Origin of the sequence: Rhizobium sp. G21, assembly GCF_014158035.1 — a bacterium.
GTDB lineage: Bacteria > Pseudomonadota > Alphaproteobacteria > Rhizobiales > Rhizobiaceae > Rhizobium_E.
Map to the genome: position 1 here is coordinate 834,426 of NZ_JACFXW010000001.1, position 14,144 is coordinate 848,569.

Consider the following 14,144-nt stretch of genomic DNA (forward strand, 5'->3'; position numbering starts at 1 on the left):
CCGCTGATATGGGCGATCAGATCCGCGCCGGCAAGGACCTGCGGATCGGTCCGGCATCGATTTCCTCCGGCGACCGAAAGACCGGCCGCGTTCGTGATCGAGGCTCAGCCGGAGAATTTGCCCGATCTCGGGAAACCCTTGGGAACGGTGCGGCCGGCGGTGGCGCGGTCGGCCAACCATTCGGCCAGCTCGTCCTTTTTGCGGATGAAGTTGCGGCCGGCGCTGTCGTCCCAGGTGAGGCCGGCCTCGATGTCGAACACCCTGATGTCGGAGACGCCGCCGTCCTTGTAGCGCTGCAGACGAACGCCCTTGCCGCGGGTCATTTCCGGCAGTTGACTGATCGGGAACACCAGCATCTTGCGATTTTCGCCGACGATGGCGACATGGTCGCCCTTGGCGTGCACCACGAGTTTCGCCTCGTCCGGCATGGCGACGTTGAGGATCTGCTTGCCCTTGCGGGTGTTGGCGACGAGTTCGGACTCGTTGACCAGGAAACCGTAGCCCTGAACCGACGAGACGATCAGCTTGCGCGCGGAATCCAGCACGAAGGCGGTCAGCACGTCCTGATCGTTTTCCATGTCGATCATGATGCGCAGCGGCTCGCCATGGCCGCGGCCGCCCGGCAGTTTGTCGGCCCCCAGCGTGAAGGCCTTGCCGCCGGTGGTGAAGACGATGACCTTGTCCGTCGTCTGGGCGTGGAAGGCGATCTTGAGACTGTCGCCCTCCTTGAACTGCAGCGTCGAGAAATCGCCGAGATGGCCCTTGAGCGCTCGAATCCAGCCTTTTTCCGAGACGACGACGGTGACCGGCTCCTTCTCGATCAGGGCCTGTTCGATGGCTTCCAGATCGGTCGAGGGCGCGTCGGCGAAATCGGTGCGGCGGCGGCCGAGCGGGGTGGCCTTGGCGAATTTCTTCTTTACCTCGCCGATATCCCAGGCGACCGTCTGCCATTGCTTCTCTTCGGAAGCCAGCAGCGCCTCGATGCCGGCCTTCTCGGCCGTCAGCCCGTCGAACTCCTTGCGGATCTCGAATTCCTCGAGCTTGCGCAGCGAACGCAGCCGCATGTTGAGGATCGATTCCGCCTGCAGATCGGTCAGGCTGAAAGTCGACATCAGAACGGCCTTCGGCTCGTCCTCCTCGCGGATGATGCGGATCACCTCGTCGAGATTGAGATAGGCGATCAGGTAGCCGCCCAGCACTTCCAGCCGGCGCTCGATCTCGGCCAGGCGATGGCGTGAGCGCCGCACCAGCACTTCGCGGCGATGGGCGAGCCATTCGGTCAGCACGTCCTTGAGCGACATGACCCTGGGCACCTTGCCCATGGACAGCACGTTCATGTTCAACGACACGCGGCTTTCGAGTTCGGTCAGCCGGAACATCGATTCCATCAGCAGCGACGCATCGACCGTCCGGCTCTTGGGCACGAGCACGATCCGCACGTCCTCCGCGGATTCGTCGCGGACATCTTCCAGAAGCGGCAGTTTGCGGGCGATCAGCAGTTCGGCGATCTTTTCGATCAACCGCGACTTCTGCACCTGATAGGGAATTTCGGTGATGACGATCTGGTAGCCGCCGCGCCCCAGATCTTCCTGGCTCCACTTGGCGCGGACGCGGAAACCGCCCCTGCCCGTCTCATAGGCGTCGAGAATACTGGCCCGGCTTTCGATGATGGTGCCGCCGGTCGGCAGGTCGGGTCCGGGCATCAATTCGACCAGATCGGCGACGGTGGCCTCCGGATTCTTGATCAGATGCAGGGCCGCGTCGCAGATCTCGTGAACATTGTGCGGCGGAATATTCGTCGCCATGCCGACCGCGATGCCGGAGGAGCCGTTGGCCAGCAGGTTCGGGAAGGCGCCGGGAAGAACGATCGGCTCTTCGTCTTCCTCGTTGTAGGTCGGACGAAAATCGACCGCGTCCTCGCCGATGCCTTCGAGCAACAGCGCGGCGACATCGGTCATGCGGGCTTCGGTGTAGCGCATGGCGGCGGGATTATCGCCGTCGATATTGCCGAAATTGCCCTGGCCGTCGACGATGGGATAACGGATGGCGAAATCCTGCGCCAGGCGCACCATCGCGTCATAGATCGCCTGGTCGCCGTGCGGATGGAATTTACCCATGACGTCGCCGACGATGCGGGCGCATTTTTTATAGGCGGTGTTGGGGCGCACGCCCATTTCGCTCATGGCGTGGATGATGCGGCGATGCACGGGCTTGAGGCCGTCGCGCACGTCGGGCAGCGCGCGGTGCATGATGGTCGACAAGGCGTAGGCGAGATAGCGCTCTTCCAGCGCTGTCCGCAAATCGATCGGCTGAATGTCGTCCCCGCCGCCCGGCGGCAAATCGCTTTTACCCATGGCTTCTGTCTAGACCGGATAAGGCGGCAGGAGCAAGAAGCGCAGGCGATTGGGCTGTGGACAGCGGCCAGGCGACGCCCAGAAATAAAGCAACGCCTAATGTATTCGAACGATCGATCTCGTGCCTCTCTGGTTGCAATTTTCCGCTCCGACGACTAATCCTGCCCCTCGTCGGAAGCGGTGCTTTCGATGATGTTCGAACGCCGCCGGAATCCGTGACGGGTTTTTCACACGGACGCATGACGACGATCGGCATCGCATCGATCATTCATGGAGCAGTTATGCGTCGCTTAATTAAAACCGTCCTTGCCGCGGCCACTTTCATCGCCGCGGGTTTTGCCGCCCAGGCCGAGGATTACAAGGTTCCGGCCAATAAGACGTCGGGCCTCACCTTCTTCTACGTCTATTCCGAATTGAATTGCGCCTTCGGCAGCAAGCCCACGTTCAAGGTGCTGACCGAGCCCAAGCACGGCAAGATCTTTTCCAAATGGATGAAGCTGAACCTGACCGACGTTCCCAAGAACTGCAAGGGTCGGCCGGTTTACGGCACGGCGATCTTCTACACGCCGGACAAGGGCTATCGCGGCAAAGACTATGCCCGCGTCGGCATCGGCAAGACCGAAATTCCGCTGACCCAGGTCTATAACAGCCGCGCGATGTTCATCAACATCACGGTGGAATGAAGCCATATCCGGGCGGCGGGCCGATACTCGGGGATCGTCCGCCGCATCATTTTAGATCTTCCTATTTGGGCGCCTGCGCATTAACCTCGGCGTCAACGGCGTTGCCGGGATTTAAGAGCCGCTTCGCGCCTTTGCCGCGGAAGCGCCCTTTTGTCATCGCAAGTCGAATAATTCCGTCGGCCGCTTCGTTCAGACGCCAGGACCATCGGTTCCGCCGACCGGTTAGTGACCAAACCACGAAAGGGAGTTTCATGAACCGCCAACGCCTCATTGGCCTGCTTCTCGCCGGCGCATCCTTCACTGCGCTCGCGCACAACGCCTTTGCCCTCGACGGTCAGGAAATCGTCACGAACTTCAACAAGCTCACCTCGGCGAATGGCGTGACGCTCTCGGCCGAGGGAACGGAGGTCGATGGCGACACCGTCACCCTCACAGGCGCGAAACTCACTGTTTCGGCAGCCACGACCCAGGAGCCGAACGACACCGTGCTGCCTCTCGGCGACGTGACGCTCGAAGGCGTCACCGAGGAGGAAGGCAATTATACGATCGAGAAAGCGAGCTTCGCGGATATCGACGTCAAGGAAAAGGAAGGCGGCGTCACCGCCAAGGACATCTATCTCGAAGGTCTCTACCTTCCAGCCAATGCGGAGCCCGGCTCGCTCGATTCGCTGATGATGCCTGAAACCGTGCATATCGGCGCGGTCGTGGTGACCGACAAGGGCAAGGAAGTCGCGAGCCTCGACGAGGTGACGGCGAATTACACTCTGTCGGACGACGAGTCCAAGATCGACATGGACGCTTCCGTCAGCGGCATCAAGATCGACGCCTCCTCGGCTCCCGATCCCAAGGCGCAGGACACGATCAAGGCGCTCGGCCTCGAAACCATCTCGGGCGACATCACCATGAAGGCCGACTGGACATTGGCCGACGGCAAGATGAACTTGACGGAATACGCCTTCGACTTCGACAATGTCGGCCGTCTCGATGTCACCTTCTCGATGTCGGGCTATACGCTCGATTTCGTCAAGAACATGCAGGAAGCCCTGAAGGCCGCCGAGGCGAACCCGAACAAGGAAGCCGGCCAGCAGGCGCTGGGCATGGCCATGCTCGGCCTGATGCAGCAGTTGAGCTATAACGGCGCCTCGATCCGCTTCGAAGACGCCGGCATCACCGCCAAGGCGCTGGACTATGCCGGCAAGCAGCAGGGCGTCGACGGCAAGCAGTTCGCCCAGTCGCTCAAAGGCATGGCGCCGATGATGCTGGCGCAACTCAACATTCCGGATCTGCAGGCGCAGATCTCCTCGGCGATCAACGCCTATCTCGACGATCCCAAGAGCATCGAGGTCTCCGCGACGCCGGGGCAGCCGCTGCCCGTCCCGCAGATCATGGGCGCGGCGATGGGCAATCCCGCCGATCTCGCCAAGACCCTGAATGTCCAGGTCAAGGCCAACGCCGAATAAGCCGCAAACAGAAAGGGCGCCGAAACCGGCGCCCTTTCCGCATCGAGATTTCGAAGGATCAGTCCTTCTTCGCCGGCGGGATCACCCGCAGCGACAGTTCCATCAACTGCTTGGGCGTGGCGGCCGACGGCGCGTTCATCAGAAGATCCTGCGCCTGCTGGTTCATCGGGAACAGCGTGATTTCGCGCAGGTTCTTGGCGCCGACCAGGAGCATGACCACGCGATCGATGCCGAAGGCGCAGCCGCCATGCGGAGGCGCGCCATACTGGAAGGCGCGATACATGCCGCCGAAGCGCTCTTCGACATCCGCCTGGCTGAGCCCGACCATTTCGAACGCCTTGACCATAAGTTCCGGCGACTGGTTACGGATCGAGCCCGAGGCGATTTCGAAACCGTTGCAGACCGCATCATACTGATAGGCCTTGATCGTGAGCGGATCCTGGCTTTCCAGCGCTTCGAGCCCGCCCTGCGGCATAGAGAACGGGTTGTGGGCGAAATCGATCTTCTTGTCTTCCTCGCTCCATTCGAAGAAGGGGAAGTCGACGATCCAGCACAGTTCATAGCGGTCGCGATCGACCAGGTTGAGTTCCTCGCCGGCGCGGGTGCGGGCTTCACCGGCAAATTTGTAGAACTTGGCGGGCTCGCCGGCCACGAAGAAGCAGGCGTCGCCGGCTTCCAGGCCGAGCTGGGCGCGCACGGCGTCGGTGCGTTCTTCGCCGATATTCTTGGCGAGCGGGCCGGAGCCTGCGGTCTTGCCGTCTTCTTCCTTCCAGAAGATATAGCCGAGGCCGGGCTGACCCAGCGACTGCGCCCAGGCGTTCATGCGGTCGCAGAAGGCGCGGGACCCGCCGGTCTTGGCCGGGATCGCCCAGACTTCGACCTTCGGGTTGGACGCGATCATGTTGGCGAACACCTTGAAGCCGGAGCCGGCGAAATGTTCGGTGACGTTTTGCATTTCGATCGGGTTGCGCAGATCGGGCTTGTCGGAGCCGTATTTGCGGATCGCGACGTCATAGGGGATCAGCGGCCAGTTCTTGGTGACCGGTTTGCCGTCGGCGAATTTTTCAAACACTTCGGTGATCAGCGGACCCATCGTGTTCCAGATGTCTTCCTGGGTCACGAAGCTCATTTCGACGTCGAGCTGGTAGAATTCGCCCGGCAGGCGGTCGGCGCGCGGGTCTTCGTCGCGGAAGCAGGGAGCGATCTGGAAATAGCGGTCGAAACCCGCCACCATCAACAGCTGCTTGTACTGCTGCGGCGCCTGCGGCAGGGCGAAGAACTGGCCGGGATGGATGCGGCTCGGCACGAGGAAGTCGCGCGCCCCTTCCGGCGACGAGGCGGTCAGGATGGGCGTGGTGTATTCGGTGAAGCCGGCCGAGGCCATGCGCGCGCGCATGTCGGCGATGATCTGGGTGCGCTTGACGATGTTCTTGTGCAGCGTGTCGCGGCGCAGGTCGAGGAAGCGGTATTTCAGGCGGATGTCTTCGGGATATTCGAGCTCGCCGAACACGGGAAGCGGCAATTCCTTGGCGGCGGAGAGAACTTCGATCTCCTGCGCGTAAAGCTCGATCTCGCCGGTGGCCATGTTCTTGTTGACGGTGTCGTCCGACCGCGCCTTGACGCTCCCGTCGATGCGGATGACCCATTCGCCGCGGACTTTCTCCGCCGCCGCAAAAGCCGGGGAATCGGGATCGACCACGACCTGGGTCATGCCGTAGTGATCGCGCAGATCGATGAACAGCACGCCGCCATGATCGCGGACACGATGCACCCAGCCGGAAAGGCGGACGGTCGATCCGACGTCGGTTTTACGGAGGGCGGCGCAAGTGTGGCTGCGATAGCGGTGCATGGTCTGATCCTGCATTCTTGTCTTGGGGCAATCCGCGAAAGACGCGGATTCTCGGGCTTTGGAATCCGGCGGGACAAGCGCATGACGCGCCGGATTTGTCAAGGCTGATGGGCGGCCGGTAGCCATGGCGAACTGACCAGGCAAGGTTGTAGCGCCTGATCGAATCTGTCTAGCCTCGTCGGGAGACCAACGGAACGGGAGCGCCATCATGGCGAAGGTCACATATTTTTCCGCCCTCGGCGATCGAGCCTCGCTCACGGACTTCTATGACGAAGAGTCGTTGAAGCTCAACTCCGTCGGTTCGACCAAGCTCGTTTTCGAGGATGAGAACGGCGCGCAGATGATCCTCACCGGCGCCAAGTTCGAAGAGAACGGCAAAGGCGACATCGTCAAGGGAACGGTCACCGGCGCGAAATTTCTCGATGCGGACGGCGAAACGCTCTATCAGTTCAGCGACGTCTCCGTCAAAGCCAAGACGATCTATGACGCCTTCGATCTGTCAAACGACATGAAGCGGATCATGCATGGGCTGATGTCCGGCGACGACATCGTGACGGGCACCGACGGAGCAGACTATGTCTGGGGCTTCCTCGGCAACGACACGCTGAACGGCGGCGCCGGCGACGACATGCTCTACGGCCATGGCGGCAAGGACAAGCTCTTGGGAGGAGCCGGCAAGGACACGTTGCACGGCTATGACGGCGCCGATCAGTTGAACGGCGGAGCGGGCGGCGACACCGTCTATGGCTACGAAGGCGGCGACGCGATCTCCGGCGAGGACGGCGACGACACGCTCTACGGCGACTCCGGCAATGACAGGCTGCTCGGCGGAAACGACGATGACGCGCTCGATGGAGGCGACGGCGCCGATGCGCTGAGCGGCGGCGGCGGCGACGACATTCTTTCCGGAGGCACGGGCAACGACAGGCTGTCCGGCGGCGCGGGCGAGGACATTTTCGAATTCGCCAGCGGGGGCGGCAAGGACACGATTTCCGATTTCGACCATGTGGGCTCGGAACACGATCTGATCTACCTGGACTCTTATCTCTATGCGGGGATGAAGAGGACGGAGGACGGCGACGATCTCGTCCTGACGCTGGCGTCCGGCGAGCAGATGATTCTTAAGGATATGGACAAGTCCGATCTCGACAGAGACCTGTTCGAGCTGTTTTGATCCGGGCGCCGATCCCGCGCCGAAGGCTGCTGTTTCTCTATGGAAACAGAAGGCCGGTGAGGTCGAACAGCGCCGCCCTCGGCTCGCAGGGCCCCTCTTCGCCCAGCGGAAACTTCCCGTCGATCACGAGATGCGAATAACCGTGGATCTGCGACCATACGAGCTGCTCGATGCTCGCGCGGCCCTCCGGCGTGTCCATTCCCCGGATCACCGCAACGGGGCGGCATATGTCGCTCAGGAGACTGCGCGGGCCGGTCGCCGCCTCTGCGAGCTCCGCATCCGACCAATCCAACCTGTCGGCGCTGAACATCAGGCGAAACAGATGCGGTTGGCCGACCGCGAAATTCAGATAGCCGCGCGTCGCCGCGCGCAACTGGTCCGCCGGCGCAGGCGGTGAAGCCTGCATTTCCGAACGCATCGATGCGCCGAAGCGTCGAAATCCCTCGACTGCAAGCCCGTTCAGCAAGTGGCGCAGGGTGGGGAAATGATGGTCGGGGGCGGCGTGAGACACGCCCGCCCGAGCGGCGATCTTGCGCAGGGACAGACCTTCGATCCCTCCCTCCTCCAGCAAGCCGAGCGCCTCAATGACCAGCGTCTGCCGGAGATCGCCATGATGATATCGTTTGTTCCTGACCATGGCTCTCCATAGCGCGGTCGGCAAGCTCCTGTCAAAACTGATCTTGACAACGCCAAGATTCATGCGCAAGCTTAATCTTGGCGGTGACAAGATAGGAGACGAGCGGATGGATTTCGGTATGGTGTTCTCTCTGGCGAGCGGAGCGGCCATGGCCGGATGGCTCGTCCTGACGCTCGCGCCCCGCGCGCCGATCGTCATGACTGCGATCCGAAGCGGGTTGGTCAGCGGATTGTCGCTGGCCTACGCTCTACTGATCTTCGTCTACTTCTTTCGCATCGAGGGTAGCGGCTTCGGATCGATCGGCGAAGTCAGGTCGCTGTTCCTGAGCGATGCCGGCCTGACGGCCGGCTGGATGCACTATCTGGCGTTCGATTTGTTCGTCGGCCTCTGGATCGCGACGGAGGCGGATCGCCTGGGCTGGAGCCGCATCTTTCAGGCCCCGATCCTTTTGGCGACCTTCATGTTCGGACCGATCGGCCTGCTGATTTTCCTGATCGTCCGCCGATCCGAGACGGTGACATCCGCAATCCTCGACAAGGCAATGAGAAGATGACGTCCTTTTCCATGGTTCGGTCCGCCCCGACATTTCCGCAGACGATCGCCGAGGGCGATCTCTATCGACGCCCGCTGGCTCTTGCGATCGGCCTGCAACTGGCTCTGGCCGCGCCCAGCCTGATTGCGCTGGGCTTCGACGACAGGCTTCTGAATGGAGTCAGCATCTGGATCAAACCGCTCAAATTCCAGGCATCGCTCATCATGCTCCTGGCGACGCTCCTATGGCTCGCGCCGATCGTCGCAAGCCGCGCCCGGGCAAGCCGGTTCTTCCGGATCGCGGCCTCGACGGCGGCGCTGACGTCGACGGCGGAGATCCTCTATATCACCCTGCAAGCCGCGCGCGGACGAGCATCCCATTTCAACGACCAGACCGCCTTCGAGGCCGCCGCCTACAGCGTCATGGGGGTCGGCGCGGCGCTGCTGGTGCTGAGTTGCCTGGTGATCGGCGTCTACATCCTGCGGCGCCCCAGGCCCGACGTCGGAGCGGGGCTGCGATATGGCGCCGGCTGGGGATTGGCGGCGGGCTCGGTTCTGACCCTGGTCACCGCCTTCGTTCTCGCCAGCGGTCAGATCGACGGGCCCGGTCACTGGGTCGGCGGCGTGCGCAGCGATGCCGGCGGCCTTATCCTGTTCGGCTGGTCGCGCACGGGCGGCGATCTGCGCGTTCCGCATTTCTTCGCCACGCATATCATGCAGGCGCTTCCCCTCGCCGGCCTGCTGCTGGATCGCTTCGCGCCGAAGCAGGCGCGGATCGGCGTCATCCTGACATTGCTCGCGAGCATCGCGCTCGTCGGCGCGACCTTCGTCCAGGCGGTCGATGGGGCGCCGTTTCCGTGACGTCGACGCCTGGATAGAGACGACGCCGTCATGGCGACAGCGGGCCTACGGTTCGATGTCCATCGAGAAATCAGGCGCGTTTCGGGACAAAGATGTTCACGGAGGCCCGCCGTCGTCGCCGAAGGGTTGATTTCCCTGTCCGGAAGCTGTGAATAGACACTCTGCTTCCACTGCGTCGCGCCTGTATTATTCATGGATTTCCGTTAAATGCTCATCATTTCCGACAGCGCCGAACTCGCCAAAGCCTGCGAAACCTTCGCGAAAAGCGATTATGTGACCGTAGACACGGAATTCCTTCGGGAAACCACCTTCTGGCCGCAACTCTGCCTGATCCAGCTTTCCGGCCCGGAGCTGGACGCGATCGTCGATCCCTTGGCGCCCGGTCTCGATCTCGCGCCGTTCTTCAGGCTCATGGCTGATTCCGGCGTCACCAAAGTATTCCACGCCGCCCGGCAGGATATCGAAATCATCTACAACCGGGGCGGATTGATCCCGCATCCGCTGTTCGATACGCAGGTCGCCGCCATGGTCTGCGGCTTCGGCGACTCCGCATCGTATGACAGCCTGGTGCAGAAGATCTGCAATGTTCAGCTCGACAAATCCTCGCGCTTCACCGACTGGAGCCATCGGCCGCTCAGCGACAAGCAACTGGATTACGCGATCGCCGACGTCACACATCTGAAGGACGTCTATCTGCATCTCAAGGGTCAGCTCGAGCGCGAAAATCGTTCGGAATGGCTGGCGGAAGAGATGTCGATCCTCGAATCTCCGGAGACATACGACCTCCATCCCGACAATGCCTGGCAGCGGCTCAGGATGCGCATTCGCAAGCCCATCGAGTTGCAGATCCTCATGAACCTCGCGGCCTGGCGCGAGCGCGAGGCGCGCAGCCGCGACGTGCCGCGCGGCCGCGTCCTCAAAGACGAGGCGATATTCGAGATCGCCCAGCAGGCGCCGAAGGACAGCGAGGCGCTGGGACGGCTGCGGACCATTCCGAAGGGCTACGAACGCTCGCAGACTGGCGGGGCGATTCTCGGAGCCGTGAATGCCGCGCTCGCCCTTCCCAAGTCCGATCTGCCGAAGCTGCCCAAGCAGCAGGCCCTGCCCGAAGGCAATGGTTCGGCCGTCGAGCTCCTCAAAGTCCTGCTCAAGCTGACGGCGGAGAAGCATGGCGTGGCGGCGAAGATCATCGCCTCTTCCGACGATCTCGACATGATCGCGGCCAAGGGCGAAGAGGCCGATGTCGCGGCGCTCAAAGGCTGGAGGCGCGACCTGTTCGGTCTGCCGGCGCTTAAATTGATCCGTGGAGAGCTGGCGTTGCGGTTCGTCAATCGCAGCGTCGACGTGGTCGATCTCGCAACGGACTGAATGGCCGAGACGCAAAGACGCCGCCGCGAGGCATCGCGGCGGCGTCTTTGCTTTTTGATGATCAGAACTGGAAGTCGCTGGCGTCGATATCCTTGCTCTTCACGCCTTCGAGGAAGATCGAGTCCCCATTGGCGAATTCAAGTTCGACGCCCTTCTTCGTGGAAGACATGTCGATATCGTCGAAATCGAACTTCCGTCCGTAGCCGTTGACTTCGATCTGTTCGTGGTCGGAGCCCTTCGCGTCGAAGTCGGTGATCACGTCTTCGCCGTCGCCCTTGTTGAAGACGAATGTGTCAACGCCGCCCTCGCCGCTCAGCTCGTCGTCGCCCTCGCCGCCTTCGATGACGTTGTCACCCGAATTTCCGACAATCACGTTGTCGGCGACGTTGCCGGCGCCCTTGATGTCGCCTTTGCCGACGAGATAGAGGTCTTCGACCAGCTTGAATTTCTCGATGCTGAAGGAGACCGACGTTTCGACCGTGTCATGGCCCTTCTTCTCGGTTTCGATCACGGAGTCCTTGGCGTTGTCGACGATGTAGGTGTCGTCGCCCGCGCCGCCGGACATTCTGTCGGCGCCGCGATCGCCGTCGATCACGTTGTCGCCGGAGTTGCCGGTGAGATTGTCGTCCTTGCGTCCGCCGACGAGGTTTTCGATGTTGTCGAACTTGGCGAGGCTGACCGAGCCGGATCCGATCACTGTGTCGACGCCGCCGCTCTTGCCGGCCGCTTCCTTGATGGTTTCACCGCCGGAGACATAATAGCTGTCGTCGCCGGATCCGCCGATCAGCACATCCTTGCCGCCATTGCCGTCCAGCGTATCGTTGCCCGCGCCGGCATCGAGCGTGTTGGCGCCCGACGAGCCGGTCAAGTCGTCGTTCGACTTGCCGCCGGTGAGGTTTTCCACGTTCTTATAGTCGGAAAGATCGAGTTTGCCGGAACCGACGACCGTGTCGTCGCCTGCGTTCTTCTCTTCCTGAACGCCGTCCTTGGATGTGACGTAATAGACGTCGTCGCCATTGCCGCCGACGAAGACTTCCTTGCCGGCGCTTCCGGCCAGTTCGTTGTCCTTGTCGTTGCCGACGATCTGGACGGATTCGCCGTTGAGATAGGCGGCCAGCGTCTTGTTGCTCTTGATGTCGGCGCTCGACAGATCAAGGCCGGAGATCGTGTAGGTTTCGACGCCCTTCTCGTAATAGGTCAGGGACGAGACGGAGACCAGAAGCTTGTCGTTGTCGAGCTTCTCGAGCGCTTTAGCGCTGAACTTTCCCGTGAGTTCGATCGCGGCGTCGGCTTCCTTGCCCTTTTCTTCGACCAGGATGGTGGCGGTGATCACGCCCTTGGATTCGCCTTTCAGTTCGACCTTGGAAGGGACATGCGCGTTGGTGTCCCAAATCTCCTTCATATCGATGCCGGACAGATCGAAATCGTAATTGCCAGCTTTGTCCCCGATAGTCACCTTGATCATTGTAGCCCCCTCAGGTGTTGATCCGATGAGGAGGTTCTAGCTTAGAAGTGTTAGATTTTTGCTCAGAAGCATGCTTACCCGAAACTGAAAAAAGCGAGCCGAATAAGTAGGTTAACAGACGATTTCCAATAATGGCGCAAATTCGTGCCGATATGAAACGCTCGTTCCACCCGGCGTGAAAAGTCGGTAACAACTGATTGAGAACGAATGCGTGAAGGCCGCAAAGATCAGCCGAAGCGGAAGCCGAGCTTCTTGCCTGTGAGCTTGGAAAGCTGGGCGAGACGGCCATCCAGCCGCTCTCCGGCAAATTCCTCGAATTCGGCGGGCGCCACGAATTCCAGATCGAGACCCTTGGACAGGTCGACGGGCTTCTCCAGTCTCAGGCGCGGGACGACGCCCGGCATCGAGGCGGAGAAGAGATAGAGACCCCAGCAGCATGCCGCCGAGCAGCTTCGCCAGCCAGAGAAGTCGCGGCGTGGCCATGGCGGCGAGTTCGCCGGTCGCGCTGTCGTCGTTCAATCCTTCGAAGCGATAGTAATTCGCCAGGCCGAGATAGCCCCGCCCGGCATGGGTGATGCCGATGAAGGAGGAATGCGCGATGATGTTGAGCGCCTGCAGACCGCGATAATCGGGATGGGCGCGCCAGCTGATGTCGGCGAGCAGGCAGGCGGCGCGGCGATAGCGCGCTTCCTCCCTGGTTTCGGACACGCCGAACAGCGGCAGCATGCGGCCCGTCCAGTCGGCGAGTTCGCGGGCGTGTTCGGGCGAGCGGGCGCGCAACACGGCCAGTTCGTCGGCGGCCGACACCAGCGGATCGAGGATCTTCACATGGTTGGGCAGGAGCGAATAAAGATAGCCTTCGCGCACGCCCTGCGCCGAAAAGGAAATCGAGGCCGGCTTCATGACGCTGATCACTTCCCGCATGGCGATCGCGCCATAGGGGAGAAGCGCGCGACGGCTGCGCGACACCGCCTGATAGGCCGGCTCCTTCTGCTCCTTGTTGCGGATCACGGCTTCCAGGAAGCTCATCGCCTCCTGAAACGGCATACGGTAATCCTGCACCATGTGCAGCGGATATTTGTTGAGCTCCATATGCAGCTTGGCGATGCTGCGCCAGGTGCCGCCGACAGCATAGAAGGTGCGGCCCTCCCCTTCCTTCAGGAAAGGCACGGCGCGCACCAGTTTACGCGCATAGGCCTGGGCGCGCGGCAGGTCGCCGCCGGAGAATTCGGACAGGCGGATGCCGCCCAGCGGCATGGTCAATCCCTGGCCGTAATCCGCGCCCCTGACATTGATGAGCTCCAGCGAGCCGCCGCCGAGATCGCCGACGATGCCGTCGGCGTCGAAATAGCCGCTGATGATGCCGAGCGCTGAAAACTGCGCTTCTTCCTCGCCGGTCAGCACCCGCACGCGGCAGCCGAGAATGGCTTCGGCCTTGGCGATGAAATCGGGGCCGTTGGCGGCCTCGCGCGCGGCGGCGGTCGCCAGCGCATACATGGTGCGCGCCCGCGCCTGCTTCGAGAGCGCCTTGAAGCGATGCAAAGCCGTCAGCGCCCGTTCGACGCTGCCCGGATCCATATTGCCGGTCTGTGCGATGCCCTTGCCGAGGCCGCACATGACCTTTTCGTTGAACAGCATGGCCGGGGCGCGGTTCATGCCCTCATAGATCACGAGGCGGATGGAATTCGAGCCGATATCGACGATGGAAACAGGCACGATGCCGGGCAAACGCCCTTGGGCTTCAGACTCAACCATGAAAATC

General features: G+C 61.8%; 10 protein-coding genes and 1 pseudogene. 6 read left to right on the forward strand and 5 right to left on the reverse strand.

The features are described from left to right. Positions 1-104 precede the first annotated feature (104 nt). Entirely contained in the window at positions 105-2,354 is a 2,250-nt protein-coding gene (gene parC, locus H2O14_RS04240; RefSeq protein WP_182826647.1) for a DNA topoisomerase IV subunit A, read from the reverse strand. Between the two features lie 56 nt (positions 2,355-2,410). On the opposite strand from parC, the gene H2O14_RS04245 reads away from it, so the two are divergent. Both H2O14_RS04245 and H2O14_RS04250 read left to right on the forward strand, forming a co-directional pair. After that, on the forward strand, positions 2,411-3,037 hold the full coding sequence (locus tag H2O14_RS04245) for a hypothetical protein (protein WP_182826648.1): 627 nt from the start codon (positions 2,411-2,413) through the stop codon (positions 3,035-3,037). A 251-nt stretch (positions 3,038-3,288) separates the two neighbouring features. Next, positions 3,289-4,497 (forward strand): hypothetical protein, encoded by a 1,209-nt coding sequence (locus H2O14_RS04250; protein WP_182826649.1) that lies wholly within the window; start codon positions 3,289-3,291, stop codon positions 4,495-4,497. Between the two features lie 58 nt (positions 4,498-4,555). Here the strand turns inward: H2O14_RS04250 and aspS are convergent, their stop codons facing one another. After that, positions 4,556-6,346, reverse strand: a complete 1,791-nt coding sequence (aspS, locus tag H2O14_RS04255; protein WP_182826650.1) for an aspartate--tRNA ligase — start codon at positions 6,344-6,346, stop codon at positions 4,556-4,558. Positions 6,347-6,554: 208 nt separating this feature from the next. On the opposite strand from aspS, the gene H2O14_RS04260 reads away from it, so the two are divergent. Then, positions 6,555-7,520, forward strand: coding sequence for a calcium-binding protein (locus H2O14_RS04260; protein ID WP_182826651.1), 966 nt, complete (start codon positions 6,555-6,557; stop codon positions 7,518-7,520). Between the two features lie 37 nt (positions 7,521-7,557). Here H2O14_RS04260 and H2O14_RS04265 read toward each other — a convergent pair whose 3' ends face one another. Next, positions 7,558-8,157, reverse strand: coding sequence for a TetR/AcrR family transcriptional regulator (locus H2O14_RS04265; RefSeq protein WP_182826652.1), 600 nt, complete (start codon positions 8,155-8,157; stop codon positions 7,558-7,560). Between H2O14_RS04265 and H2O14_RS04270 the strand changes: the two genes are divergently transcribed. From H2O14_RS04270 to rnd, 3 genes are all read left to right on the forward strand, one after another. After that, entirely contained in the window at positions 8,144-8,710 is a 567-nt protein-coding gene (locus H2O14_RS04270; protein WP_246697288.1) for an ABA4-like family protein, read from the forward strand. The genes H2O14_RS04265 and H2O14_RS04270 overlap by 14 nt on opposite strands. Further along, complete coding sequence (locus tag H2O14_RS04275; RefSeq protein ID WP_182826653.1) at positions 8,707-9,549, forward strand: hypothetical protein; 843 nt, start codon at positions 8,707-8,709, stop codon at positions 9,547-9,549. Before H2O14_RS04270 ends, H2O14_RS04275 begins: the two co-directional genes overlap by 4 nt. A 207-nt stretch (positions 9,550-9,756) precedes the next feature. After that, positions 9,757-10,917, forward strand: coding sequence for a ribonuclease D (gene rnd / locus H2O14_RS04280; RefSeq protein ID WP_210275409.1), 1,161 nt, complete (start codon positions 9,757-9,759; stop codon positions 10,915-10,917). A gap of 61 nt (positions 10,918-10,978) precedes the next feature. Here the strand turns inward: rnd and H2O14_RS04285 are convergent, their stop codons facing one another. Next, entirely contained in the window at positions 10,979-12,382 is a 1,404-nt protein-coding gene (locus H2O14_RS04285; protein WP_182826654.1) for a calcium-binding protein, read from the reverse strand. 227 nt (positions 12,383-12,609) lie between these two features. Continuing rightward, a pseudogene (gene ppx, locus H2O14_RS04290) lies at positions 12,610-14,137 on the reverse strand (exopolyphosphatase). Positions 14,138-14,144: the final 7 nt, after the last annotated feature.